General features: G+C 72.9%; 18 protein-coding genes. 8 read left to right on the top strand and 10 right to left on the bottom strand.

What is annotated here, in order from left to right; all coding sequences use genetic code 11:
- Positions 1-52: 52 nt before the first annotated feature.
- From HUT10_RS49155 to HUT10_RS49140, 4 genes are read right to left on the bottom strand one after another with little or no spacing between them, the layout of a single operon-like run.
- Positions 53-865, bottom strand: a complete 813-nt coding sequence (locus HUT10_RS49155; RefSeq protein ID WP_176177491.1) for a xanthine dehydrogenase family protein subunit M — start codon at positions 863-865, stop codon at positions 53-55.
- The gene (locus HUT10_RS49150) at positions 862-1332 is read right to left on the bottom strand and encodes a (2Fe-2S)-binding protein (protein ID WP_176177490.1); all 471 of its coding nucleotides are present in this window, start codon (positions 1330-1332) and stop codon (positions 862-864) included. The genes HUT10_RS49155 and HUT10_RS49150 overlap by 4 nt, the downstream gene beginning before the upstream one ends.
- Positions 1329-3593, bottom strand: coding sequence for a xanthine dehydrogenase family protein molybdopterin-binding subunit (locus HUT10_RS49145; RefSeq protein WP_176177489.1), 2265 nt, complete (start codon positions 3591-3593; stop codon positions 1329-1331). Before HUT10_RS49145 ends, HUT10_RS49150 begins: the two co-directional genes overlap by 4 nt.
- Positions 3594-3623: 30 nt before the next feature.
- Positions 3624-4379 (bottom strand): sulfite exporter TauE/SafE family protein, encoded by a 756-nt coding sequence (locus HUT10_RS49140; RefSeq protein ID WP_176177488.1) that lies wholly within the window; start codon positions 4377-4379, stop codon positions 3624-3626.
- A gap of 93 nt (positions 4380-4472) precedes the next feature.
- On the opposite strand from HUT10_RS49140, the gene HUT10_RS49135 reads away from it, so the two are divergent.
- From HUT10_RS49135 to HUT10_RS49125, 3 genes are all read left to right on the top strand, one after another.
- Positions 4473-5057: a dihydrofolate reductase family protein gene (locus HUT10_RS49135; RefSeq protein WP_176177487.1), complete on the top strand. Its 585-nt coding sequence runs from the start codon at positions 4473-4475 to the stop codon at positions 5055-5057.
- Positions 5058-5185: 128 nt separating this feature from the next.
- Positions 5186-8203, top strand: a complete 3018-nt coding sequence (locus tag HUT10_RS49130) for a discoidin domain-containing protein (protein ID WP_176177486.1) — start codon at positions 5186-5188, stop codon at positions 8201-8203.
- Positions 8204-8284: 81 nt separating this feature from the next.
- Complete coding sequence (locus tag HUT10_RS49125) at positions 8285-9331, top strand: LacI family DNA-binding transcriptional regulator (protein WP_176177485.1); 1047 nt, start codon at positions 8285-8287, stop codon at positions 9329-9331.
- Here HUT10_RS49125 and HUT10_RS49120 read toward each other — a convergent pair.
- Both HUT10_RS49120 and HUT10_RS49115 read right to left on the bottom strand, forming a co-directional pair.
- Positions 9274-12204: a glycoside hydrolase family 3 C-terminal domain-containing protein gene (locus HUT10_RS49120; protein ID WP_176177484.1), complete on the bottom strand. Its 2931-nt coding sequence runs from the start codon at positions 12202-12204 to the stop codon at positions 9274-9276. The genes HUT10_RS49125 and HUT10_RS49120 overlap by 58 nt on opposite strands.
- Positions 12201-13907 carry a discoidin domain-containing protein gene (locus tag HUT10_RS49115; RefSeq protein ID WP_176177483.1) on the bottom strand — a complete coding sequence of 569 codons (1707 nt, stop codon included), beginning with the start codon at positions 13905-13907 and terminating at the stop codon, positions 12201-12203. The genes HUT10_RS49120 and HUT10_RS49115 overlap by 4 nt, the downstream gene beginning before the upstream one ends.
- 450 nt (positions 13908-14357) lie before the next feature.
- Between HUT10_RS49115 and HUT10_RS49110 the strand changes: the two genes are divergently transcribed.
- Entirely contained in the window at positions 14358-16568 is a 2211-nt protein-coding gene (locus HUT10_RS49110) for a discoidin domain-containing protein (RefSeq protein WP_176177482.1), read from the top strand.
- Here HUT10_RS49110 and HUT10_RS49105 read toward each other — a convergent pair.
- Both HUT10_RS49105 and HUT10_RS49100 read right to left on the bottom strand, forming a co-directional pair.
- The gene (locus tag HUT10_RS49105) at positions 16470-18005 is read right to left on the bottom strand and encodes an FAD-dependent monooxygenase (protein WP_176177481.1); all 1536 of its coding nucleotides are present in this window, start codon (positions 18003-18005) and stop codon (positions 16470-16472) included. The two genes, HUT10_RS49110 and HUT10_RS49105, sit on opposite strands and share 99 nt — an antisense overlap.
- Positions 18002-18964, bottom strand: coding sequence for an MBL fold metallo-hydrolase (locus HUT10_RS49100; protein ID WP_176177480.1), 963 nt, complete (start codon positions 18962-18964; stop codon positions 18002-18004). The genes HUT10_RS49105 and HUT10_RS49100 overlap by 4 nt, the downstream gene beginning before the upstream one ends.
- 97 nt (positions 18965-19061) lie before the next feature.
- Between HUT10_RS49100 and HUT10_RS49095 the strand changes: the two genes are divergently transcribed.
- Positions 19062-19592 (top strand): MarR family winged helix-turn-helix transcriptional regulator, encoded by a 531-nt coding sequence (locus HUT10_RS49095; RefSeq protein WP_176177479.1) that lies wholly within the window; start codon positions 19062-19064, stop codon positions 19590-19592.
- Positions 19593-19832: 240 nt separating this feature from the next.
- Here the strand turns inward: HUT10_RS49095 and ribA are convergent, their stop codons facing one another.
- The gene (ribA, locus tag HUT10_RS49090) at positions 19833-20444 is read right to left on the bottom strand and encodes a GTP cyclohydrolase II (protein ID WP_176178421.1); all 612 of its coding nucleotides are present in this window, start codon (positions 20442-20444) and stop codon (positions 19833-19835) included.
- A gap of 111 nt (positions 20445-20555) precedes the next feature.
- Here ribA and HUT10_RS49085 point away from each other — a divergent pair, with 111 nt between their 5' ends.
- Positions 20556-21188, top strand: a complete 633-nt coding sequence (locus HUT10_RS49085; protein ID WP_176177478.1) for a LysE family translocator — start codon at positions 20556-20558, stop codon at positions 21186-21188.
- A gap of 30 nt (positions 21189-21218) precedes the next feature.
- Here the strand turns inward: HUT10_RS49085 and HUT10_RS49080 are convergent, their stop codons facing one another.
- Positions 21219-22280: a cobalamin-independent methionine synthase II family protein gene (locus tag HUT10_RS49080; protein ID WP_176177477.1), complete on the bottom strand. Its 1062-nt coding sequence runs from the start codon at positions 22278-22280 to the stop codon at positions 21219-21221.
- Positions 22281-22546: 266 nt separating this feature from the next.
- Between HUT10_RS49080 and HUT10_RS49075 the strand changes: the two genes are divergently transcribed.
- Together HUT10_RS49075 and HUT10_RS49070 are read left to right on the top strand one after the other, a co-directional pair.
- A complete protein-coding gene (locus HUT10_RS49075) occupies positions 22547-22810 on the top strand; it encodes a DUF3040 domain-containing protein (protein ID WP_176177476.1) in 264 nt (87 codons plus the stop codon).
- 15 nt (positions 22811-22825) lie between these two features.
- The gene (locus HUT10_RS49070; RefSeq protein ID WP_176177475.1) at positions 22826-23854 is read left to right on the top strand and encodes a DNA polymerase IV; all 1029 of its coding nucleotides are present in this window, start codon (positions 22826-22828) and stop codon (positions 23852-23854) included.
- The last annotated feature ends 8 nt before the right edge of the window (positions 23855-23862 follow it).

Below are 23862 nucleotides of genomic sequence, written 5' to 3'. Positions count from 1 at the left end.
CACGATCAGCGAAGACGCCGGGCGGCGCCGCCCGGCGGCGCCGCCCGGAAATTCAGTGAAGCGCCTGCGTCAGCGCGCGCCGGGTCAGGACCCGCGCCAGGTGGCGGCGGTACTCCGCCGTCGCGTGCGGCTCGTCCGGCGGGTTCGTCCCCTCCGCCGCCAGCGCGGCCGCTTCCTCGACCGACGCCCCCGCCGCCAGCGCCTCCTCCGTGGCCGTGGCCCGCAGGGGGACCCCGCCCATGTTCACCAGGCCGACGCGGCCGCCCACCACCGTCACCCCGACCATCGCCCAGTCGATCGCGCGGCGGGTGAACTTCCGGAATCCCCAGCCCTGGCCCGTCTGGGCCGGGAGGCGGATCTCCGTCAGCAGTTCGGCAGGCTCCAGCGGTGTCGTGAACGGGCCGAGGAAGAACTCCGCCGCGGGAATGCGGCGCTCCCCCGACGGCCCCCGCGCCACCAGGACCGCGTCCGAGGCCAGGACCGCCGCCGGGAGGTCGGCCGCGGCGTCCGCGTGGACCAGGGAACCGCCGATCGTGCCGCGGTGGCGGACCTGGCGGTCGCCCACCTCGCCGGACACGTGCGCCAGCAGGGGCGCGTGCTCCAGCAGCACCGGGTCGCGCACCAGCGCGCTGTACCGGGACAGCGCGCCGATGACGACCTCGTCGCCGTCGAGGCGGACGTACCGCAGCTCGTCGAGCGGGCCGATGTCCACCAGGTACTCCGGCGCGGCCAGACGCAGCTTCATCAGCGGCAGCAGGGAATGGCCGCCGGCGAGGACCTTGGCGTCGTCGCCGTGCGCAGCGAGCAGCGTCAGCGCCTCGTCCACTGTGGACGCCCGCAGGTACTGGAACGAAGCGGGGATCACCGGTCCACCTCCTGCCCCGAAGCGCCGATCACCGCGCTGACGATGTTGTGGTAGCCGGTGCAGCGGCACAGGTTGCCCTCGAGCCCGGCCCGGACCTCGTCGCGCGTCGGCTTCGGGTTGTCGGCCAGCAGGGACACCGACGCCATGATCATGCCCGGCGTGCAGAACCCGCACTGCAGGCCGTGCTGCTCCTGGAACGCCTGCTGCACCGGGTGCAGTTCACCGTCCGAAGAGGACAAACCCTCGACCGTCGTGACGGCGTGGCCGTCGGCCTGCGCGGCCAGCACCGTGCACGACTTCACCGACTCGCCGTCGAGCAGCACCGTGCAGGCGCCGCAGGACGTCGTGTCGCAGCCGACGTTCGTGCCGGTCAGGCCGGCCGTGTCGCGCAGGAAGTGCACCAGGAGCGTCCGGTCCGGCACCTCCTCGGTCAGCGACCGCCCGTTGACCTCGATCGAGACCTTCACTCCGCGCTTCCCTTCCGAGCTTCTTCCAGTGCGGCCCAGACCCGGATCGGCGTCGTGGGCATGTCCAGGTGCTTGACACCGCGGGCCGAGAGCGCGTCCACCACCGCGTTGTGCACCGCCGGCGTCGACCCGATCGTCGCCGCCTCGCCGATCCCCTTGACGCCCAGCAGGTTCCGGTCGGTCGGGGTGGCCATGTCGACCAGCTCGAAGTCCGGCAGCTCGGCGGCGGTGACGAACGAGTAGTCCGCCAGCGTCGCGGTCGTCGGGTTGCCGTCCTCGTCGTAGGTGACGACCTCCATCAGCGCCTGCGCCGCGCCCTGCCCGAGCCCGCCGTGGCGCTGGCCGCGGAAGGTGAGCGGGTTGACGATCGGGCCGGCGTCGTCGACCGCGACGATCCGGCGCAGCTCGACCTTGCCGGTCTCGGTGTCGACCTCGACGACGGCCAGGTGCGCGCCGAACGGGAACGTCGGCTTGCCACCGCCGAACCAGACGTCGGCCGACAGCCTGCCCTCGTCGGCCGCTTCGGCGACCTGCGCCCAGCTGAGCACCGTGCTCGACGGCGCGCCGCGGACCTGCCAGACCCCGCGCTCGGCGTCCAGCTCGAGGTCGTCCGGCGCCGCTTCGAGCAGGTCGGCCGCCAGCTCGCGGGCCTGCGTGATGACCTCGTCGGCCGCTTGCCGGATCGCCGAGCCGCCCAGCTGCAGCGACCGCGAGCCGAACGTACCGACCGCCTTCGGCACCTCGTCGGTGTCGCCGTGCCGGACGGTGATCTTGTCGAGGGGGACGCCGAGCTGGTCGGACAGCAGCATCGCCAGCGACGTGCCGAGCCCCTGCCCGTGCGGCGAGCTGCCGGTCCAGGCGACGACCGAGCCGTCGGGGTGGATGTCGACGCGGCCGCTCTCGCCGCCGCCGTCGCCGCCGGTGATCTCGACGTAGGCCGCGATGCCCAGGCCCAGCTCGACCGGGTCGCCCGCCTCGCGGCGGCGCCGCTGCTCGGCGCGCAGGTCCGCGTAGCCGGCCGCGTCGAGGGCCTTCTCCAGCGCCGCCGCGTACTCGCCGGTGTCGTAGGACGCCCCGGTCGGCGACTGGTACGGGAACTCGTCCGGCCGGATGAAGTTCTTCCGGCGGACCTCGGCCGGGTCCAGCCCGATCTCGGTGGCGAAGCGGTCCATCGCCCGTTCGACGGCGGCCGTCGCCTCCGGGCGGCCGGCACCGCGGTAGGCCCCGATCGGCGTGGTCGTGGTGACGACCGCGCGGCTGCGGGTCTCGACCCGGGGGAACCGGTAGACGCCGATGGCCATGAGCTCGGTCAGCGTCGGCAGCAGCAGCATCCGCGGGTACGCGCCCGAGTCCTGGACGACGTCGAGGCGGTAGGCCAGCACCGTGCCGTCGCGTTTCCCGCCGATGGTGACGGTGTTGCGCTGCGCGCGGCCGTGCGTCATGGCCGTGAGGTTCTCGGTGCGCGACTCGACCCAGCGCACGCCGCGCCCGAGCTGCTTGGCGGCCCAGCCGAGCACGGTGGCCTCCGGGTCGGCGCCGATCTTCGCGCCGAACCCGCCGCCGACGTCCGGCGCGATCACCCGCACCGACTCCTCGCCGACGCCGAGGCCCCCGGCCAGCTGGCTGCGGGCCATCTGGGCGTTCTGCGTGGACAGCCAGGCGGTCAGCCTGCCGTCCTCGCCCCACACGCAGGAGGCGCCGCGCACTTCGAGCGGCGCGGGCGCGACCCGCTGGTTCAGGATGGTCTGGGTGACGACGACGTCGCAGTCTTCGAAGATCGCGTCGTCGAACTCCGCCGCGCCCTTGACCTGCACGACGTTGCTGTCCCGGTCGGGGAACAGCAGCGTCTCGCCCGCCAGGGCCGCGTCGATCGTGGCGACGGCCTCCAGCGGCTCGTAGTCCACATCGACCAGCTCGGCCGCGTCGGCCAGCTGGTAGCGCTCTTCGGTCACGACCAGCGCGACCGGCTCGCCGACGTAACGCACCACTTCGCCCGCCAGCCACGGTTCCCGCACCGGCCCGGCCGGGTGCGGGGCGAGGCCCAGGTCGGCCGCGGTGAACACGCCGAGCACGCCCGGCGCCTCCTTCGCCGCGCTCACGTCGATGCCGCCGATCCGCGCGTGCGCGATCGGACTTCGGACGAACGCCGCGTGCGCGGCCCCGGAAAGCGCTTCCGCCCGCAGATCGTCCACGTACGTGCCGCCCGTGGTGATCAGGCTCCGGTCTTCCCGGCGGACCACCCTGGTCCCGACAATGCTCATCTGGTCTCCTGCTCGCCGATACCCGCCCGATCATGCCCGCACGGCGAGGACGATCGCCAGGCCCAGACCGCCGATTCCGATGCCGATCCGCAGCGGCGTCGCCGGCAGCCGGCGCACGAGCGCCGACCCCAGCCACGACCCGCCGAGCGAGCCGAGGCAGACGGCGAGCGCGGCCGGCCAGACGACCTTGCCGGTGACCGCGAAGACGATCGCGGCGAGCAGGTTGGCCGAGCCGGTGACCAGGTTCTTCGCCGCGTTGGTCCGGGCGAGCGGCTGGCTCCAGACGGTGACCAGCAGCGCGAGCATGAGCACGCCGGCGGCGGCGCCGAAGTAGCCGCCGTAGATGCCGATCAGGAAGGCCAGCACGCCGGTCACCGGGCTGAGGCCGTGGTGCTCGGCGCCCTCGGCCAGCCGGCGCAGCCGCGGCCCGGCCATCAGCACCAGCGACGCCCCGCCGATCAGCCACGGCACGATGACGGTGAACGCGTCCGACGGGGTCAGCAGCAGGATCAGGCCGCCGCAGGCGCCGCCGACGGTGGTGATGGCGCAGAGCGGGAGCAGCCGCTGCCGCTGCCCGGCCAGCTCGGGGCGGGCCCCGGCCGCGGCACCGGCGGTGGTGCCGAGCATGGCGACGGTGTTGGTGACGTTCGCGGTCACCGGCGGCAGCCCGGCGGCGAGCAGCGCGGGGTAGGACACCAGCGACGCGAGCCCGGCGGTCGCCCCGGTCAGGCCGGCCCCGACGCCGGCCAGCACGAGCAGGAGCAGCACCCACGGGTCGGTGATCACGTTGTCATCAGATCACGCCGCCCCGGCTGTCGATCCGGGCCGCCGCCGTTCGTATGGGCCGTGACACCACCGGCAACCGGAAGGACACCCCCGATGCGTTCGATCTCGGTCACGATGAGCGTCACCCTCGACGGCGTCGTGCAGGGCCTCGGCCGCCCCGGCGAAGACACCCGCGGCGGCTTCGCCCACGGCGGGTGGGGCACCCGCTACCAGGACGAAGTCATGGCCCGGGAGATGGGCCGGGGCATGAGCCGCCCGGGCGACATGCTGTTCGGCCGCCGCACCTGGCAGGACTTCACCACCGCCTGGAGCGGGCGGACCGACGGGAACCCGTTCACCACGCACCTGAACGCCGCCACCAAGTACGTCGCTTCGACCACCCTCGACGACGCCGGCGCCTGGGAGAACTCGGTGCTGCTGCGAGGCGACGCGGTGGACACGGTGGCCGCGCTGAAGGCCGGGCCCGGGCGGGACCTGTCGGTCATCGGCAGTGCATCGTTGGTGCGGGCCCTGCACGCCGCCGGCCTGGTCGACCGGTACACCCTGCTGATCCACCCGCTCACCCTCGGCACCGGCGCCCGGCTGTTCGGCGACGGCCCGCTGACGGAGTTCGTCCTCACCGGCTGCGTCCCGACGACCCGGGGCGTGCTGATCGCGCACTACGACCGGCGCGTGTAGGGCGTTATACGGATGGTCCGACGGTGTTTGTCCAAAACCGGACGGGATCCGCCGCCGGGGTTGCCGGGTCCGGCGACGGCATCCCAGAATCCGCGCTGACAAGGTTGTCAGCGAGCGGAGGCCGGGGCATGGGCGAGCTGGACCGGCGGCAGGCGCTCCGCCTGCTGGGCGCGGGCGGAGCGGCGGCCGCGCTGGCCTCGGGCCTGCTCCCCGGCCTCGCCCGGGCGGCGGGCGGCGGGCCGCCGGACGCCGTCGCCGCGACCTACCTGCGCGTGCTGCTGCGCCACACGCGCTGGGCGGAGCAGCAGTTCGACCCGGTCGCCGGCACCTACCCGGCCCGGGACTTCACCTTCGCCGTCGTCCTCGGGAACGCCGTCCTGCTCACCCGAGCCGGCTACGACGCCACGATCGCCGGGGTGGACCGCGAGACGCTGCGCGGGCACACGCTCGCCACGATCCGCCGCTTCGCCGCGTCGAACCGGCTGGCCGGCGGGTCGGAGTGGGGCCGGAAGCTGTTCTTCGACACCACGTTCCAGTCGTACTTCGTGCTCGCCGCCCGTCTCCTGTGGACGGACCTCGACGACACCACCCGGCAGCACGTCGAGCGCATCACCACCGGGCAGGCCGGCTACACCACCGCACTCGGCACCGGCGACGACCCGGACTCGGGCAGCTGGACCCCGCACGGCCTGCTCGGCGGCCACGTCGGCGACACGAAGCTCGAAGAGATGGGCGTCTACGCCCAGTCGCTGGCCCCCGCGCTCGCCTGGGCGCCGGCGGACCCGCAGGCGGACGGGTGGCGAGCGGCCTTCGGTGCCTGGAGCCGCAACGAGGCCGGGCTGCCCGCCGCCGACCTGGCCAACCCGCGGCTCGTCGACGGCCGTCCGGTCAGCGCGAACACCGCAACGAACCTCCACGACACCTTCCTCGTCGAAAACCACGGTTCGTTCGGCCCGCACTACCAGGAAGAACTGTGGCGCACCTCCGGCCGCAACGCGATGCACTTCCTCGCCGCGGGAACACCGCTGCCGGAGGTGCTCACCGCGCAGCCGAACGGCGAACTGCTCTGGCGCACGATGCTGCTGATGACCAGCGACGCGGGCGAGCCGCTGATGCCGATGGTCGCCGACCGCGAGCACCTCTACGGCCGGGACGTCATCCCGCTGGCCTTCCGCGCCCAGGTGCTCGGCGACCGGCACGCCGCGTACGCCGAAGCGCAGCTGGCCGCGCGGCTCGAGCCGTACCAGGCCTACGCACCCGCCGACCGGATCACCAAGTTCTCCGGCGAACCGAAGTACGAGCCGGAAGCCCGCGCCGAACTCGCCATCAGCTACCTGCTGCACGAGTGGCGCGCCGCGCACGGCGGCCCGGTCGCGCCCGTGAGCGGGCGCGAGTTCGACACCCACGCCGCCGGGGTCGCGGACTTCGGTGCCGGGCCGGGCCTGCTGGCCCACCGCTCCCCCGGCGCCTGGGCGGGCACGGTCAGCAAGCCGGGCTTCGTCAAGTTCGCCTGGCAGCCACACCACGACGACTGGCTGTTCGTGCTCGGCGGCGCCAACCCGATGCTGCTGCCCGCCACGGACTTCGCGGTGCGGGAGCGGCACGCCACGACGTACGCGAAGGTGCGCGACGGCTTCGACGGCACGGTCGGCGTCCTCCGCTTCGACACCGGGTACGCCGCTTTCGCCACCCTTCCCACCGGCGCCGCCGTCTACGCCAGCACCGGCGTCGCCGAAAGCGAAGGCGTCCTGGACGTCCACAACCTGGCCATGCCCGGCGTGCCCGGCCTCGACGGCGACCGCACCTACACCGCCGCCGAAGGCACCGTGACGATCGAGGCCCGGGCCGCGGCCACCGGCGCCCGGACCGACGACCTGGTGTTCGGCCCGGTCACCGCCCGCCACGTCCGCATGCTCGGCGTCCGGCCGGACCCGCAGTACGGCTACTCGCTCTGGTCCTTCGAGGTCCGTGACGGCGACGGCCCGGACCTCGCGCGGGCCGGAACCGCGTCGGCGTCGTCGGCGAGCGCCGGCAAGGAGGCCGGATACGCCGTCGACGGCAACGCCGGCACCCGCTGGGCGGTGTCCACATCGGACCGGCCGCGCGCCGACAGCTGGTTCGCCGTCGACCTCGGCGCACCGCGGGAGTTCGACCGCGTCCGGCTGAGCTGGGAGGCCGCCGCCGGGCGCAAGTACCGCATCGAGACGTCGCCGGACGGCACGACCTGGACGACCGCGGCGACCTACCCGGCGCCCGCGCTCACCAGTACCCACGGCCGGCTCGACATCGACGGCCGGGCCGGGATCACCGTGGCGGGCCCGAACCCGCTCACCGTCGCCGGTGACCGCGTCACGCTTTCCGACGGCCCCGCCGCCGCCTTCGTCGCCGAGCTGCGGCCCGGCCCGCCGCTCCCGTCCGGCCGGATCCCGACCGGCGCCACCGCGGTCGAGGCCACTGTCACCGACGGTTTCCTCGTGCTGCTCAACCTCTCCGCCACCGCGGCGACCGGCACGGTGTCCCTCCCGGGATACCGGGTTCACCGCGGCGAGCAGACCCTGACCGGGACCGGCACCGAGTACGTCTGGTCCCTCGCCCCGGCGGAGGGCCGCATCGAACCGCCGCGGTTCACCGTGCGCGGCCCGGCCGGGCTGAAGGCGGTCGTCCGCGACGCGAGCCGGGTCGACCTCACCGCGCCGGCCGGACTGCTGCCGGTGCTCGTCACCGTGACCCCCGACGGCGGTCGCGCGCGAACGGTGCTGGTGCCGCCGCGGCGGACCGTGCCGGTCGTCTTCGGTGAACTCCGCCCGTACCCGCTGGCCGACCGCGCCCTCGGCCGGACCACCTTCCCCGCCGATCCCCTGCCACCGGGGATGTCGAGCCCCGCGGCGGCCGTCGACGACGACCCGGCGACGGCCTGGCGGCCGGGCCCGGACGGCCGGATGGTCGTCGATCTCGGGTCGGTGCTGGAGGTGGCCGCGGTCGAGCTCGGGTGGACCCGCGGCCGCGTGCCCGCCGCGACCGTCGAAACCAGCGTCGACGGCGTCACCTACGCCGCGGCGGACACCGGGACCGCCCGGTACGTGGCGGTCCGGACGCGCTGGAAGCCCGGCGACGCGAGCCTCACGCGGTTGTCGGTTCGCACTTGATCGATCTCGGACCCCGCGCGGCGGGCCCGCGGGCGAGTACCTTGACACACGGAGCTCTCCACCGCCCGATCGGGAGGACGGATGCGCGTCACGATCGCCGAAGTCGCCCGCCGCGCCCGGGTGAGCAAGACGACCGTGTCGCGGGTGCTCAACAACAAGGCCGACGTGGACGCGGCGACCGCGATCCGGGTGCGCGAGGTGATCGCCGCGACCGGGTACATCCCGAGCGCCGGTGCGGTCGGGCTGGCCCGCGGGGTGACGCGCACGGTCGGGATGCTGGTGCCCGGGCTGACCTGGCCGTGGATGGGCGAGGTGCTGCAGGGCGTCGCCGACGTCGTGGAGTCGAAGGGCTACGGCCTGCTGCTGTCGACGGCCAACCGCGGCGCGGACTCCCTCGGCGAGTTCTCGCGCCAGGTCTCGGCGAAGGCGTTCGACGGCCTGCTGCTGGTGGAACCGCCGGACGCGGTGCGGCACCTGCGGGTGCTGCACGACTCCGGGCTGCCGGTGGTGGTGATCGACGACCGCGGCCGCCGCCCGGCGTTCCCGTCGGTGGGCACGGACAACCGGCAGGGTGGCGCGGCCGCGGCCCGCCACCTGCTGGCCACCGGCCGCACCCGGTTCGCCACCGTCACCGGGCCGCACGACTTCGGCTGCACCGCCGATCGCCTCAACGGCTTCAACGACGCCGTCCTCGACGCCGGCCTGACCCTCGACCGGCGGCTGATCATCGAGGGCGACTTCACGAGTGAAAGCGGGGAGGCGGCGATCCGCCAGCTGCTGGAAACCGGCCCGGAGTTCGACGCGGTCTTCGCCCACAACGACCTCACGGCGGCGGGCGTGCTGGCCGGCCTGCGCAAGGCGGGCCGCGCCGTGCCGGGGGACGTCGCCGTGGTCGGCTTCGACGACATCCCCCTGGCCGCGCACACCCAACCGCCGCTCACCACGATCCGCCAGCCGCTGCGGCAGATGGGCGAGACGGCGGCCGGGCTGCTGCTCGACCGCCTGGCCGGCGCACCGGCCCCGGACGCCCCGCTGATCGTCCCGACCGAGCTGGTCGTCCGGGAGTCGACTCAGGAGACGGTCAGCGTCCCCGACAGCGGCACGTTGCGCGAGGAATCACCGACGTAGACGCGGTACTGGCCCGCGTTCGTCGTCCACGAGCCGGTCCAGTGCGCCAGGTCCCGCGGGGTGAGCGGGAACGACACCTGGGTGCTCTGCCCGGGATTCAGCTGCACCTTCTTGAACCCCTTCAGCTGCTTCGGCGGCTCACCGTTGTCGGCCGGCTGGCCGACGTACAGCTGGACGACGTCCGCGCCCGCGCGGCTGCCGGTGTTGGTCACCGTGGCCGTCACGGTCGCCGTGCCGTTCGTTCCCTGCGGCGTCACGACCAGGTTCGAAAACCCGAACGTCGTGTACGACAGCCCGAAGCCGAACGGGAACAACGGCTCGATGTTGCGGCTGTCGTACCACCGGTAGCCGACGTTGAGCCCTTCGGAGTACTCGATCCGGTCGTTGGCGCCCGGGAACTGCTGGACGTTCGCCGTGGGCAGGTCGGCGATCTGCTTCGGGAAGCTGATCGGCAGCTTGCCCGACGGGTTGACGTCGCCGTAGAGCAGCGACGCGAGCGCGTTGCCGTTCTCCTGGCCCGGGTACCAGCCCTCGAGCACCGCGGCGGCCTTGCCCAGCCACGGCATGGTCACCGCCGACCCCGTGTTGAGCACGACCACCGTGCGCGGGTTGGCCGACGCGACCGCGTCGATCAGGTCGTTCTGCTGGTTCTGCAGGTCGATCGTGTCGAGGTCCTGGGTTTCGGACTCGCCGTAGCTGGCGAACACGATCGCGACGTCGGCCGCCTTGGCCGCCGCCACCGCACCCGGGATGTTCGGCGTCTGCACGTGCTCCCCCGCGCCGTCCACGTAGGACACGCTGACCCCGGAGCCTGCCCGGGCCTTGATGCCGTTGATCGGGTTCACCGACGCCGGCGACGGGTTCACCTTGGCGCTGCCGCCGCCGATGTTCTGCGGGTCGATCCCGTCGCCGCCGGAGAGGGCGATCGACTTCACCGAGGAGCCCAGCGGCAGCACGCCGGTGTTCTTGAGCAGCACCGACCCGGCCGCGGCGACGTCCCGCGCGGTCGCCACGTTGGCCGCGTTGGTCACCACCGAAGCCGGGGAACCCCGCCGGGCCCGGTCGAAGACGCCGAACCGGAACATCTGGGTGAGCACCCGCCGGACCATGTCGTCGACGCGCGCCTGCGTGACTTCGCCGCGGGAGACGGCGTCGAGCAGGCCCTGGCCGAAGAACGCGCCGCCGGGCATCTCCATGTCCAGGCCGCCGTTGGCCAGCTGCCGCGGGCCACCGGTCGCCGAACCCCAGTCGGAGCCGACGAACCCGCCCCAGTTCGCGTCCTGCTTGATCGCGCTGGTCAGCACGCCGCTGTTCTGGCACGCCGGGACGCCGTTGATCTGGTTGTAGGCGCACATCATCGAGGCGACCTGGCCCTGGCTCGCCACCTGCTGGAACGCCGGCAGGTACAGCTCGTGCAGGGTCCGGTCGTCGATGATGACGTTGTCCGACGGCGTCCCGCGGGACGCCCCCGCCTCGACGTTGTAGGCGGCCGCGTGCTTGGCCTGGGCCATCACGCCCTGGCTCTGGATGCCCTGGATCGTGGCGGTCCCGGCCGCGCCGGCGAGGTAGGGGTCTTCGGCGTAGGTCTCGAAGTTGCGGCCCCACCGGGGGTCGCGGACCAGGTTGATCGTCGGGCCGAGGGCGATGTCGACACCCTTGCCCGCGAACTCGGCACCCATCGCGCTGCCGTACCGGTTCATCAACCCGGTGTCCCAGGTCGCGGCGGCCGACACCGGCGCCGGGAACTGGGTGACGCCGTCGAGGCCGTCGCCGACCCCGGCGGGGCCGTCCTGCAGGCCGAGGGCCGGGATGCACAGCTCCGGCACGGCATCGGTGTTGCCGATGTACGGCCCGGTCGCGCCGTTGCCGTGCAGCACCTTCACCTTCTGCTGGGGTGTCATGACGGCCAGCAGCTGGTTGACGCGGTCGGCGACGGGCGCGGCGGACCCCACCCACGGGCAGCCACCCGGGTTGGTGGGCGTGGTCGTCGGCGGGGCGCTGTCGCTCGTGTGGACCGCGAACTCCCACAGCGAGACACCCCACTGCGTCGCCCGGGCCGTGGCGTTGAGCCGGACGTACCGCGCGGTCCCCGACACGGCCGGGTGCTCGGTGCCGCCCGCGCCGGCCACGGTCGCCGCCGTCGTCCACGTCGAGCCGTTGGTGGACAGCTGGATCGTGTACGCGCTCGCGTACGCGGCTTCCCACGTCAGGTCGACGCCGCAGACCGGACGTGAGCTGCCGAGGTCGACCTGGATCCACTGCGGGTCCGCGGCCAGGCTCGACCAGCGCGTGCCACCGTCACCGTCGAAGGCCGCCGACGCCGGGAAGGCGTCGGACTGGACACTGGACGCCGTAGCCGGTTGCCGGAGTGCGGCGTTCGCGCTGCCGCACGCCTGGGCCGAGCCGTCGCCGAAGACCTGGAACTCCCACAGCGAGACCCCCCACTGGGTGGCCCGCCGGGTCGTGGTCAGGCGGACGTACCGGCCGGTGCCGGACACCGGCAGCGTCTGCGTGCCGCCGGTGCCGGTCGTCGTCGAGTACACAGTGGACCACTGGCTGCCGTCGGCCGAGGCCTGGATCGTGAACGCCGTCGCGTAGGCCGCCTCCCACTGGAGCACGACCTGGTTGAGCGTGTGCGATCCGCCGAGGTCGACCTGCAGCGTCTGCGGGTCGGCGGCCAGGCTGGACCACCGGGTGCCCGGGTCGCCGTCGACCGCGGCCGAAGCCGGGAAGGCGGCGTTCTCGGTGGAGGACGCGGTCACGGCGTGCCCCTGCGAAAGGAGCGCGGGGGCCGCCTGGGCGGTGAACAGGGGGGCGGTGAGCAGCCCGGCGGCGACCACCGCCCCCACGACGAGCGCGACGTGCCGTCTCACTGGTACACCCGCACGTAGTCGATCACCATGTCCTGCGGCAGCACGGTCCCCGCGCCCGGCGGGCCGGGGAAGTCGCCGCCGATGGCGTTGTTGAGGATCAGGAAGAACGGGTGGTCGTAGACCCACGGCCCGCGCGTGCTCTCGACCGTGTCGCGGTTGATCGTCTGGAACGGGGTGCCGTCGACGGAGAACGTCATGTGCGTCGCGTCCCAGTCGAGCCCGAACTTGTGGAACCCGGCCGAGACGTCCTGGCCGAAGTCGAACGGCGCGCCGATGCCGCCCGCGCCGTTGTACGCGGGGGCGTGGATCGTCGAGTAGGCCAGGTTCGGCGACTTGCCGACGTGCTCCATGATGTCGATCTCGCCGCAGTTCGGCCACGGCGTGCCGCTGAAGAAGTTCGCGCCCAGCAGCCAGAACGCCGGCCACAGCCCCTGCGTGCCGGACACCTTGATGTTGGCCTCGACGTGCCCGTAGGTGAAGCTGAACTTCCCCGCGGTGTTGATCCGGCCGGAGGTGTACTGGCAGGTGCCGCTGCCGCTGACCGGGTCGACCGGGCACGCGCTGCCCGGGGTGGCTTCGCGGCGGACCTGGATGACGAGGTTGCCGCGGCCGTCCTGCTTGGCGTTGTTGTTGTTCGTGTAGTACTCGAGTTCGTTGTTGACGCCGGGGCCCGTCTCGGCGGTCCACTTGCTCGGGTCGGGGTTGGCGCCGGCGGCGCCGTTGAACTCGTCGCTCCAGACCAGGGTGCCCGGGAAGTGCGGGGCAGGCGGGGCGGCAGGCGGCGGTGTCGGGTTGCCGCCGGTGCCGTAGACGTCGAAGCCCCACAGCGAGTAGCCGTAGCCGTTGGAGCGGGCGGTGCCGTACATCCGGACGTACCGCCCGGAACCGTTGACGGTCAGCGTCTCCTTGAAGCCCTTGCCCGTGGTGGTCGAGTAGATCGAGGTCCAGTTCGCGTTGTCGTTCGACACCTGGATCTGGTAGGCGACGGCGTAGGCCGGGTCCCACTGCAGGACGACCTGGTGGATCGCCGCGGGCGCACCGAGGTCGACGGTGATCCAGCCCGGGTCGACCCAGCCGGTGGTCGCGCTGGTCGCCCAGCGCGTGGCCGGGTCGTGGTCGAACGCCTTCGCCGGGACGCAGCCCGGGCAGTTGCCGTCGTCCTGGTACGAGGACGCCGTGCCGGGCTTGCCGTAGGAGAGCAGGACGTCACCGGGCTGGGTCGTGCCGCCCCCGCCGTAGACCTGGAACTCCCACAGGGAATAGCCGTACTGGGTGGCCCGCTGGGTGCCGGTCAGCCGGACGTACCGGCCGCTGCCGGTCACGGTCAGCGTCTGGTTGCCGCCGGTCGCGGTGGTGGTCGAGTAGAGCGGCGTCCAGGTGGCGCCGTCGGCGGACGCCTGGACCGTGAACGCCTTGGCGTAGGCGGCTTCCCAGTTCAGCACCACCTGGGACAGCTGCTGGGTCGAGCCGAGGTCGACCTGCAGGTACTGCGGGTCGCTGAAGCCGCTGGACCAGCGGGTACCGGGGTCGCCGTCGACCGCGGCGGACGCCGGGAAAGCGGCGGACTCGGTCGAGGACGCCGTCACCGGACGGCCTTGGGAGAGCAGGACGGGAGCGGCCCTGGCCACCGGAGCGGTGAGCAGGGCGGCGAGGGTCAGGGCGAGGACGGCGAGCACCCGCGTCCTCGGCATGCGGCGTTGCATGGGGCACCTCCACGGCGAACCGGCGCCGGGGCGGCCTTGCCCCGGCGCTGTCCGGCCCACGTGATCTCCGGCGCGGGTGTGGGCCCGGCCGTCGGCACGCTTAGTTCAAGCTATAAATAAAGAGTCGTAAAATGTCAACGGTTGCCCGCCGGACGCTGGTCCGGGCGAACGAATCCGCCGTGGATGCTTGACGCGGGCGAACCTCCCGCTGTTAACTGCGAGCTCACCGACGGAACCGGTTCCGTGACCGCCACCCGGGACTGCTCCGCCGCGACCAGCACCTTTCGGGCTGGCCGGTCCGCGCTTTCCCCTGCTCCGGTACCGCTCCTCCGGCTCACGGCACCGGGCGGGGGCCCGGGCGCGAACCCGCCGCACCACCCGAAACCGGCGCGAGCTGTGGGGCTCCACCGGTCCGCTTTCGCACGTCCTCCCCCGATCACAGGCAGGCTCATGAGATCGACGACGCTCTCCCCCCTCCACCGTCTCCTCGTCATCGCCACCACCTTCGTCACCGCGGTCACCACCGCGGCCGTGGTCGGCTCCGCACCGGCCCAGGCCGCCGCGTGCGGCAGCACGAACCTCGCGCAGGGCCGTCCGGCGACCGCGTCGTCGACCGAGAACGGCGGGACACCCGCGTCCGCCGCGGTCGACGGCAACACCGGCACGCGCTGGTCCAGCGCGTTCAGCGACCCGCAATGGCTGCAGGTCGACCTCGGTTCGGCCCAGCAGCTGTGCGACGTGGTGCTCACCTGGGAGGCCGCGTACGCCCGCGCGTTCAGCGTGCAGCTCTCCAGCGACGCGAGCAGCTGGACCACGGCGTACTCGACCACCACCGCCGCCGGCGGCACGCAGACCGTTGCGCTCTCGGGCACCGCCCGCTACCTGCGGGTCTACGGCACCCAGCGGGCGACCGGCTACGGTTACTCGCTCTGGGAAGTGGCCGTGCACGGCACCGGCGGCAGCACGATCCCGCCGACCGACCCGCGCAACCCGGACCTCGGGCCGAACGTGTCGGTGTTCGACCCCTCGACGCCGGCCGCGACGATCCAGGACCGGCTGACGCAGATCGCGAACCAGCAGCACACCAACCAGTTCGGCAACGAGCGCTACGCCGTGCTGTTCAAGCCGGGCACCTACAACGCCGACGTCAACCTCGGCTTCTACGAGCAGGTCGCGGGCCTGGGCCTGTCGCCGGACGACGTCAACCTCAACGGCCACGTCCGCGTCGAAGCGGACTGGCTGCAGCAGGGCGACAACCCGAACAACAAGGGCAACGCGACGCAGAACTTCTGGCGGTCGGCCGAAAACCTGTCGGTGACGCTGCCGGCCGGCCAGGTCGAGCGCTGGGCCGTCGCGCAGGCCGCGCCCTACCGGCGGATGCACCTGCGCGGCAGCCAGATCCAGCTGTGGAACGGCGGTGACGGCTGGGCCAGCGGCGGCCTGATCGCCGACAGCAAGATCGACGGCGTCGCGGTTTCCGGCTCCCAGCAGCAGTTCCTGACCCGCAACAGCGAGCTGGGCGGCTGGCAGGGCGGCGTCTGGAACATGGTGTTCGTCGGTTCGACCGGCACCCCGCCGGCGTCCTTCCCGAACCCGCCGGAGACGGTCGTCGGCCAGACACCGGTGGTGCGCGAGAAGCCGTTCCTCTACGTCGACGGCTCGGGCAGCTACAACGTGTTCGTCCCGGCGCTGCGGCAGAACTCCCAGGGCACCAGCTGGGGTCACGGCGCTCCGGCCGGGCAGTCGATCTCGCTCAGCGAGTTCTACGTGGCGCACCCGTCCGACTCGGCCGCGACGCTCAACGCCGCGCTGGCGGCGGGCAAGAACCTGCTCGTGACACCGGGTGTGTACCACCTCGACCAGGCGCTCAACGTCACGCGCCCGGACACCGTGGTGCTCGGGCTCGGCCTGGCGACGCTGCAGCCGACCAACGGGACCGCGGCGATCACGACGTCCGATGTGGACGGCGTGAAGATCGCCGGGCTGCTGATCGACGCGGGCGCGGTGAACTCGCCGGTGCTCGTCCAGGTCGGCCAGCCGGGCTCGAACGCCAACCACGCGGCCGACCCGACGTCGCTGCACGACGTGTTCTTCCGGATCGGCGGCGCGGCCGTCGGGAAGGCCACGCAGACGCTGGTGGTCAACTCGAACAACGTCATCGGCGACCACATGTGGCTGTGGCGCGGCGACCACTCCTACGGCGTCGGCTGGAACGTCAACACCGCGGCCAACGGCCTGGTCGTCAACGGCGCCAACGTGACGATGTACGGCCTGTTCGTCGAGCACTACCAGCAGTACGAAGTGCTCTGGAACGGCAACGGCGGGCGGACGTACTTCTTCCAGAACGAAATGCCGTACGACCCGCCGGACCAGGCGTCCTGGTCCAGCGGCGGCGGGCGGCAGGGCTGGGCGGCGTACAAGGTGGCCGACTCGGTGACCAGCCACGAAGGCTGGGGCCTCGGCAGCTACTGCTTCTTCAACACCAATCCGTCCATTGTGGCCAGTCACTCCTTCGAGGTGCCGAACAACTCCGGGGTCCGGTTCCACAACCTGGTTTCGGTGTCACTCGGCGGCGTGGGCACGATCGCCCACGTCATCAACGACACGGGTGACGCCGCGAACACCGGGCACCAGGTGAGCCCGCTGGTCTCCTACCCGTAACACCGCGGCGACGTACGCGTCCGGGCGGAGCAGCCAGGCTTCGCCCGGACGCGCACCGAGCACACCCCCGACCGGGATCTCCACCGACCGCACCCCCTCCACCCGCACGCCCGGTGTCGTCAGGACCAGGAAGCCCTCGCGGGCCAGGTCGCGCAGCCGTCCACCCGGGACGGTCACGTCCGGCAGCAGCACGCCCGGGCCCGGCGGCGGCACCGCGCCACGCTCCGGCCGTCCCGCGAACGGCCGGAGCGGATCGGGTGTGGTCAACGGCGAATCCACGTACCAGAACGGTTCCGCCAGCCGGCCCGAGTCCACCTCGGCGCAGGCGGCCGGGTCGTGCGCCGCCCGGGTGAGGACGTCGAGGCGGCGAGCGCGCTGCCCGTCGTCCTGGGGCACCAGGAAGTCCATCGTGGCGGTGGTGACGGCCGCGTTCTCCACCGCCGCCGCGTGCCGCTCGGCGTGGTAGCTCTCCAGCAGCTCCTCCCCCGCCTCGCCACGCAGGACGGCGGCCAGCTTCCAGGCGGCGTTCTCCGCGTCGGCCACGCCGGAGTTGAGGCCGCGCGCCCCGAACGGCGCGACCAGGTGCGCGCAGTCCCCGGCCAGCAGCACGCGCCCCACGCGCATCCGGTCGACCAGCCGCGTGTGGAAGCGGTACACCGAGCGCCACCGCACTTCGTAGCGCCGGTCGCCGATGATCGCGCGGATCCGGCGGTCCAGCGCCCCGCCCGTCTCCTCGGCCGCGAGGTCGTAGTCTTCGGGGACCTGCCAGTCGATCCGGAACTCCGAACCCGGGCACGGGTGGATGAGCACCTGGCGGCCGGGGTTCCACGGCGGGTCGAAGTAGAACCGCCGTTCCGCCGCCCAGCCGGGCAGGTCCGCGCGGATGTCGCAGATCAGGAACAGGTCCCGGAACGACACCCCTTCGAGGTGCTGCCCGAGCGCCCGCCGCACGGTGTCGCCGCGTGCGCCCGCACAGGCGATCGCGTACTCGGCTTCGATCCGGCGTGGCCCGTCCTTCGTCTCGCAGTGGATTTCCACGCAGCCGGGCTGGGTCAGGCCGGTGACGCGGTGGCCGCGGCGGACGTCGATCAGCGGCTGCTGCGCGATGAGCTCGTCCAGCACCTGTTCGACCCGGGCCTGGGACAGGTTGACGAACGGCGGCAGCGCCGACCCGCCGTCGGGGAGCTTCAGCGAGAACAGCTCCGTGGCGCGGTGGAACGTCCGCGCGGTCGTCCAGGTGAGGCCCTCCTCGGCGAGGCGTCCCGCGCCGAGGAACGCCCAGACGTCCAAAGTGTCCCGTTGCTGGCAGATGGCCTTGGATCCCACGGGATCGCGCACCTCGTGCTCGTCGACGAGCACCACCGGTACGCCCCGGCGCGCCAGCAGCAGCGCGGCCGTCTGGCCGACCGGGCCGCTGCCGAGGACGGCGACCGTCATCCCTGCAGCTGGTCCCAGACTTCGCGGTCGCGTTCGGCCGTCCACACCACCGGCCGTTCGACGCCGCCCAGCTCGTCCCACAGCCGCGAGACGTCGAAGGGCAGGCAGTGCTCGAAGATCGGCCAGTGGCCGTACCGCTCGGCCAGGGCCGCGTGGGTGCGCTCGAAGGCTTCCTTGAGCGTGCCGCCGGCGTCCCGGACCGCGCCGACCTCGCGGAGCATGGTGGTGAGGAAGTGCCGGGTCTGCGCGATGGCGGCGTCGACCGCTTCCCGGCCGCGGCTGACTCCGCCGCGGCCGCCGATCAGGGTCTCCGCGCCGAAGGCGGCCACCCGGTCCAAAGTGGACGAAGCCCAGTCGCGGTGGAACGCGTCGCCGGTGTACAGCGCGGCTTCGGCTTCCACGAGGTCGCCGGCGTAGAGGATCTTCTGCCGGGGCAGCCAGGCGACGAGGTCGCCCTCGGTGTGCCCGCGCCCGCAGTACTGCAGCACGAGGTCGCCGCGGTCGCCGCCGAGGTCGATCGTGAGCCGATCGGAGAAGGTGAGCGTCGGCCAGGTGAGCCCGGGCACCGAGTCCGCGCCCTTCGCCAGGCGCGGCATCCGGCCGAACTCGCTTTCCCAGTCCTCCTTGCCGCGCTCGGCGACCAGGGCCCGGGTGTTCTCGTGCGCGACGATCACTTCGGCGTCGAACGCGGACGCGCCGAGCACGCGCACGGCGTGGTAGTGGCTCAGCACCAGGTACCGGACCGGTTTGTCGGTGTGCTCGCGCAGTTTCGCGAGCCACTCCCCCGCCGCGACGGGTGTGGCCAGCGCTTCGAAGCAGACGAGGAAGTCCTCGCCCTCGATCGCGCCGATGTTCGGGTCGCCTTCGGCGGTCAGCGCGTAGACGCCGTCCGCGAGGATCTCGAGGGTCTGCGCTTTCTCCGCCAGGTCGGCCGAAGAGGCGAAGGCTTTCTTCGTCACGGCGAGCGCTCCTTGATCGTCAAAGGTTTGACCACTTCGGGTCAGGCTAGCCCTCGGGACCGCCGCGCGGAACCCTTCTTCCCCTAACCTGAGCCGCATGACCGACCGACCGGCCGACCTCGACTACCTCTCGTTCGTCGACTACGCGATCGGGAAGACGCAGGCCGAGCTGCCCGCGACCGACCCGGTGGCGATGCGGCTCGGCCTGACCCTGCACCGCCTGGCCGGCGCGCTGGTCTACGACTGGGAGTCCACGGTCCACCGCCCGCGCGGCTGGAGCTGGGGCGGGTTCCGGGTGTTGTTCGTCCTGTGGCTGGCGGGCCCGCTGGAGTCCCGCCACGTGGCCCGCCTCGCGGGGATGAGCCGGGCGGCGGTGTCGGCACTGGTGAACACCCTGGAGCGCGACGGCCTGGTGACCCGCACCCCGGTCGCCCACGACCGCCGGGCGGTCGAGCTGGCGTTGACGGAGGCGGGCCACACCTCGGTGACCGACGCCTACCAGGAGCACAACGAACGCGAGCAGGCCTGGGTCGCGGCCCTGACCCCGGCGGAGCAGGCCACCTTGGTCGGCCTGCTGGAGAAACTCACCACGAGCCCGGCGGCCGCGGCCGCCCAGCGCCTCACCTGACCCTCCAGGCACGCGACCCGACCGCCCAAGTACACAGCCCGACCCTCCAAGTACGCAGCCCGACCCTTCAGGTACGCGGCCCGACCCTTCAGGTACGCGGCCCGACCCTCCAGGTACGCGACCCGACCCTCCAGGTACGCGACCCGACCCTCCAGGTACGCGACCCGACCCTCCAGGTACGCGACCCGACCCTCCAGGTACGCCGACCGGCCCTCCAGGTATGCCGGACGACCGTCCGGGTCAGCTGGCGAGACCGGGCAGGGTGAGCGTGTGGCCGGTCTGCTCGGCCTTCGCCCGCAGGTACCGCACGTTGTTCTCGGTCGCGAACACCCCGGTCGGCACCCGGTCGCGCACCGCGATACCCGCCGCGGCCAGCTGGGCCGCCTTGTCCGGGTTGTTCGACAGCAGGTCCACCCGGTCCACGCCGAGCGCGCCCAGCATCTGGGCCGCCACCGTGTAGTCGCGGGCGTCCTCGGGCAGGCCGAGCGCGGCGTTCGCGGCGTAGGTGTCGAGGCCGCCGTCCTGCAGGGCGTACGCGTCGAGCTTGTTGTAGAGCCCGATCCCCCGGCCCTCCTGGCGCAGGTACAGCAGGTACCCGCCGGCCTCGGAGATCCGGGCGACGGCCTCGGCCAGCTGCGGGCCGCAGTCGCAGCGCGCCGACCCGAAGACGTCGCCGGTCAGGCATTCCGAGTGCGGGCGCACCAGCGGCACCTCGCCCGGCGTGCCCAGCACGAACGCCAGGTGCTCGCCGCCGTCGGCCAGGCCGCGGAAGGTGACGGCTTCGGCGTCGACCGCGGTGGCGCCGTCGAGCCGCAGCGGGATCCGCACCCGCGTCCGCACCTGCGCCGTCATGCCCTCGCCCCTGGAATCACCCACAAGATCGACCCTACACCAGTTCAAATTCGAACATCCCGCCCCGGCCGAGCCCGAAATGCGGTGGCGGCCGGGTCGTATGCTCGGCCCATGCTGCCCGGTGCCACCGCTGCCTCGTTCCTGCTGGTCGTCGTGCTCGGGGCGATGTCGCCCGGGCCCGACTTCGTCGTCGTCACGCGCTCGGCGCTGGCCGGCGGGCGGCGGGCCGGGATCGCCGCGGGCACCGGGATCGCGCTCGGGGTCTTCGCCTGGGTGGTCGCGATCGCGCTGGGGGTCGCCGCCGTGCTCACCGCGTCGGCGGTCGCGTTCACCGTCGTGAAGCTGGCCGGCGCGGCCTACCTCGTCTTCCTCGGCGTCAAGGCGTGGCTGGCCGTGCGCCGCGGCGAGTACCGCGATCTCGCACCGGCCACCGGGCCCCGGCAGCTCACCGCCGGGGCCGCCTTCCGCCAGGGCCTGGTGACGAACCTGCTCAACCCGAAGGTGGCCGTGTACTTCCTGGCCCTGCTCCCCCAGTTCCTGCCCGCCGACGGCGCCACCCTGCAGACGCTCGAACTGGCCGCGATCGCCACCGCGGGCACGGTCCTCTGGTTCGTCACCCTCGCCGTCGTGGTCGGGGCGCTGAAGCGGTTCTTCAGCGCCGGCCGCGTCCGCCGGGGCCTCGACGCGATCCTGGGCACCGTGCTCGTCGCGCTCGGCCTGAAGGTGGCCGCCGAGACGGCGTGAGCCCGGCGGCCGGGCTCACGCCGCTCGCGCTCAGCCGAGCTTCTCGGACGCCAGCCGCGTGCCCTCGACCCGGGCCACGATCTTCGCGAACGCGATGTCGCGCGAGGTCGAGGTGTCGTCGGCGAACGGCGAGAACCCGCAGTCGTCGCAGGTGCCGAGGCGCTCGGCCGGCAGGTACTTCGCCGCGGTGAGCACCCGGTCCCTGACCTCCTCCGCCGTCTCCACCCGCGGGTCGATCGGGTCGATCACGCCGACGAAGACCCGCTGGTCGGCCTTCAGGTTGTCGGCGATCACGCGCAGCGCGCGCTCCGGGTCGGCTTCGCTGGCCAGCTGGACGAAGAAGCGGCCGGCCTTGAGGTCGAACAACGCCGGCAGCAGGCCGGCGTAGTCGACGTCGAGGCTGTGCACGGAGTCCTGGTCCCCGCCCGGGCAGGTGTGCACGCCGATCTTCGCGCGCTCCTCGGCGGTGAACCGGTCGAGGACGGCGTTGTTGAGCTCGACGAACTGCCGCAGCAGCCCACCGGACGGGTCGAGCTTCAGCGACAGCCGTCCCTCGGTGAAGTCGATCTGCACGCTGTCCGCGCCCGCGTCGAAGCTGCCGCGGATGTCGGCCTCGGCCGCGTCGACCAGGTCGGCGACGAACTGCTCCTGCGGGTAGCCCTCGATGCCGTCGGCCGGGTAGATCAGCGAGAGCGCCGACGCGGCGATCACCGCCTGCTTCACCGGTCGCTCGGTCAGGGCCTTCGCCCGGGTCAGGTACGAGCCGGCGTGCGTGGCGTAGCGGAACGGCCCCGCGGTGAGCCGCGGCAGCTGCCGGGTGTGCCCGTCGGCGAACGGGATGACGACGCCGTCGGGCGCCAGCGCGTCCAGCCCGGCCAGCGGGTAGGTCGCGAAACTCGGCTTGCCCTGCTCCCCGTCGGTCAGCACCGGCGAGCCGGTCTCCTCGAACCGGCGGATCGTGTCGGCCAGCGCCCGGCTCTCGAGCTCGGCGAGCGCGGCGGCGTCGATCCGGCCCGCCGCGAAGTCGCCGAGGCCCTCGACGAGGGCGGCGGGCCGCGGGATGCTGCCGATCGGTTCGGTGGGCAGGGTCATGAAGTCCTCCGTCTGTTTGAAGGGCTTGACCGGCCACCGGCACGACGCCAGGACGTGGCCTTTCGCGACCGCCCCCACCCGCCGTCCGGCCGTGACCGGCCACGTTTCCCAGCGAAACCTAACGTGGCCGAAGCCGGTCACGGAGCGCGGATCACCCGGACGGCCCACAGAAAAGCACGAATTCAGAAGGCGTTCGGCGGTTCGCGAGGAGGACGATTGGGTATTCGCTACGGCGACACGGCGGGTTCGGCGCCGAAGGAGGCCCGATGCTCAGTCACCACGACCGCACCGAGCTGGAGAAGATCGAGCGCAGTCTCGAACTCAGCGACCCGGCACTGGCGGCCGCCCTGCGCGACGGGCGGCCGCCCCAGTCGCGCGCGCTCCGCAGTGCGTTCTTGATCTTCTTCGACATCGCCGCCGTGACGCTGCTGGTCCTGGGCCTGGTGCTGCCCGATCCGGGCGTCACGCTGTGCGGGATCCTCGCGCTCACCGGCACCGTCTGGACCCACGTGGCGCGGCATCGGATTTGAGGCAGACTGAGCTGGGTGAAGTGGGTCCTGCACGTCGACCTCGACCAGTTCATCGCCGCGGTCGAGATCGCCCGCCACCCCGAGCTGCGCGGCAAGCCGGTCGTGGTCGGCGGCAACGGCGACCCCACCGAGCGCGCGGTCGTCGCGACGGCGTCGTACGAAGCCCGCGAGTTCGGCGTCCAGTCGGGCATGCCGCTGCGGATCGCGGCGCGGCGCTGCCCGGAGGCGGTCTTCCTGCCCAGTGACCCGGACGCCTACCTGGAGGTGTCGGCCCGGGTGATGGCCGCGGTGCGGGAGCTGCCGGTGGTGGTGGAGGTGCTGGGCTGGGACGAGGCCTTCGTCGGGGCGGAGACGGCCGACCCGGAGGCGTTGGCCGTCGCGATCAAGGAGGCGGTGGCGCGCGAGACGGGCCTGTCGTGCGCGGTCGGGATCGGCGACAACAAGCTGCGCGCGAAGCTCGCCACCGGGTTCGGCAAGCCGGGCGGGATCTACCGGCTGACGCAGGAGAACTGGTGGGAGGTGATGGCGGCCCGCCCGACGGACGCGCTGTGGGGCATCGGCGGCAAGACCGCGAAGAAGCTCGCCGCGCTGGGGATCGAAACGGTCCTCGACCTGGCGGGCGCGGACGCGGCGGAGCTGGCGGCCCGCTTCGGCCCGAAGACCGGGCCGTGGCTGCGCCTGCTCGGCGGCGGCATCAGCGACGCCGAGGTCAGCGCGACCCCGTGGGTGGCCCGGTCCCGCAGCCGCGAAACGACGTTCCAGCAGGACCTGACGGACCCGGCGGAGATGGCGGCCGAGGTCTCGGCCCTGGCGAAGAGGGTGACCCAGGACGTGCTCGAGGAGGGCCGCCCGGCGGCGCGGATGGCGGTGAAGGTCCGGTTCGCGCCGTTCCTGACCCACACGCACAGCATCACGCTCCCGGAGCCGACCTCGGACGCGGCAGAGCTGGACCGGGCGGCGCGCGAGGTGCTGGGGATGTTCGAGCTGACCCGCCCGGTGCGGCTGCTGGGCGTGCGGGCCGAGTTCCCCCGCGAAGGCGACTGAACCGGGAG

This window comes from Amycolatopsis sp. Hca4 (assembly GCF_013364075.1).
GTDB lineage: Bacteria > Actinomycetota > Actinomycetes > Mycobacteriales > Pseudonocardiaceae > Amycolatopsis.
The sequence above is the reverse complement of the archived record's forward strand: the minus strand, read 5'-3'. Positions and strand labels throughout refer to the sequence as shown.

Coding starts and splice junctions, on each gene's coding strand:
- HUT10_RS49145 (WP_176177489.1), bottom strand. CDS start 3,593: ATGAGCATTGTCGGGACCAGGGTGGTCCGCCGGGAAGACCGGAGCCTG.
- HUT10_RS49135 (WP_176177487.1), top strand. CDS start 4,473: ATGCGTTCGATCTCGGTCACGATGAGCGTCACCCTCGACGGCGTCGTG.
- HUT10_RS49130 (WP_176177486.1), top strand. CDS start 5,186: ATGGGCGAGCTGGACCGGCGGCAGGCGCTCCGCCTGCTGGGCGCGGGC.
- HUT10_RS49125 (WP_176177485.1), top strand. CDS start 8,285: ATGCGCGTCACGATCGCCGAAGTCGCCCGCCGCGCCCGGGTGAGCAAG.
- HUT10_RS49115 (WP_176177483.1), bottom strand. CDS start 13,907: ATGCAACGCCGCATGCCGAGGACGCGGGTGCTCGCCGTCCTCGCCCTG.
- HUT10_RS49110 (WP_176177482.1), top strand. CDS start 14,358: ATGAGATCGACGACGCTCTCCCCCCTCCACCGTCTCCTCGTCATCGCC.
- HUT10_RS49105 (WP_176177481.1), bottom strand. CDS start 18,005: ATGACGGTCGCCGTCCTCGGCAGCGGCCCGGTCGGCCAGACGGCCGCG.
- HUT10_RS49095 (WP_176177479.1), top strand. CDS start 19,062: ATGACCGACCGACCGGCCGACCTCGACTACCTCTCGTTCGTCGACTAC.
- ribA (WP_176178421.1), bottom strand. CDS start 20,444: ATGACGGCGCAGGTGCGGACGCGGGTGCGGATCCCGCTGCGGCTCGAC.
- HUT10_RS49085 (WP_176177478.1), top strand. CDS start 20,556: ATGCTGCCCGGTGCCACCGCTGCCTCGTTCCTGCTGGTCGTCGTGCTC.
- HUT10_RS49080 (WP_176177477.1), bottom strand. CDS start 22,280: ATGACCCTGCCCACCGAACCGATCGGCAGCATCCCGCGGCCCGCCGCC.
- HUT10_RS49075 (WP_176177476.1), top strand. CDS start 22,547: ATGCTCAGTCACCACGACCGCACCGAGCTGGAGAAGATCGAGCGCAGT.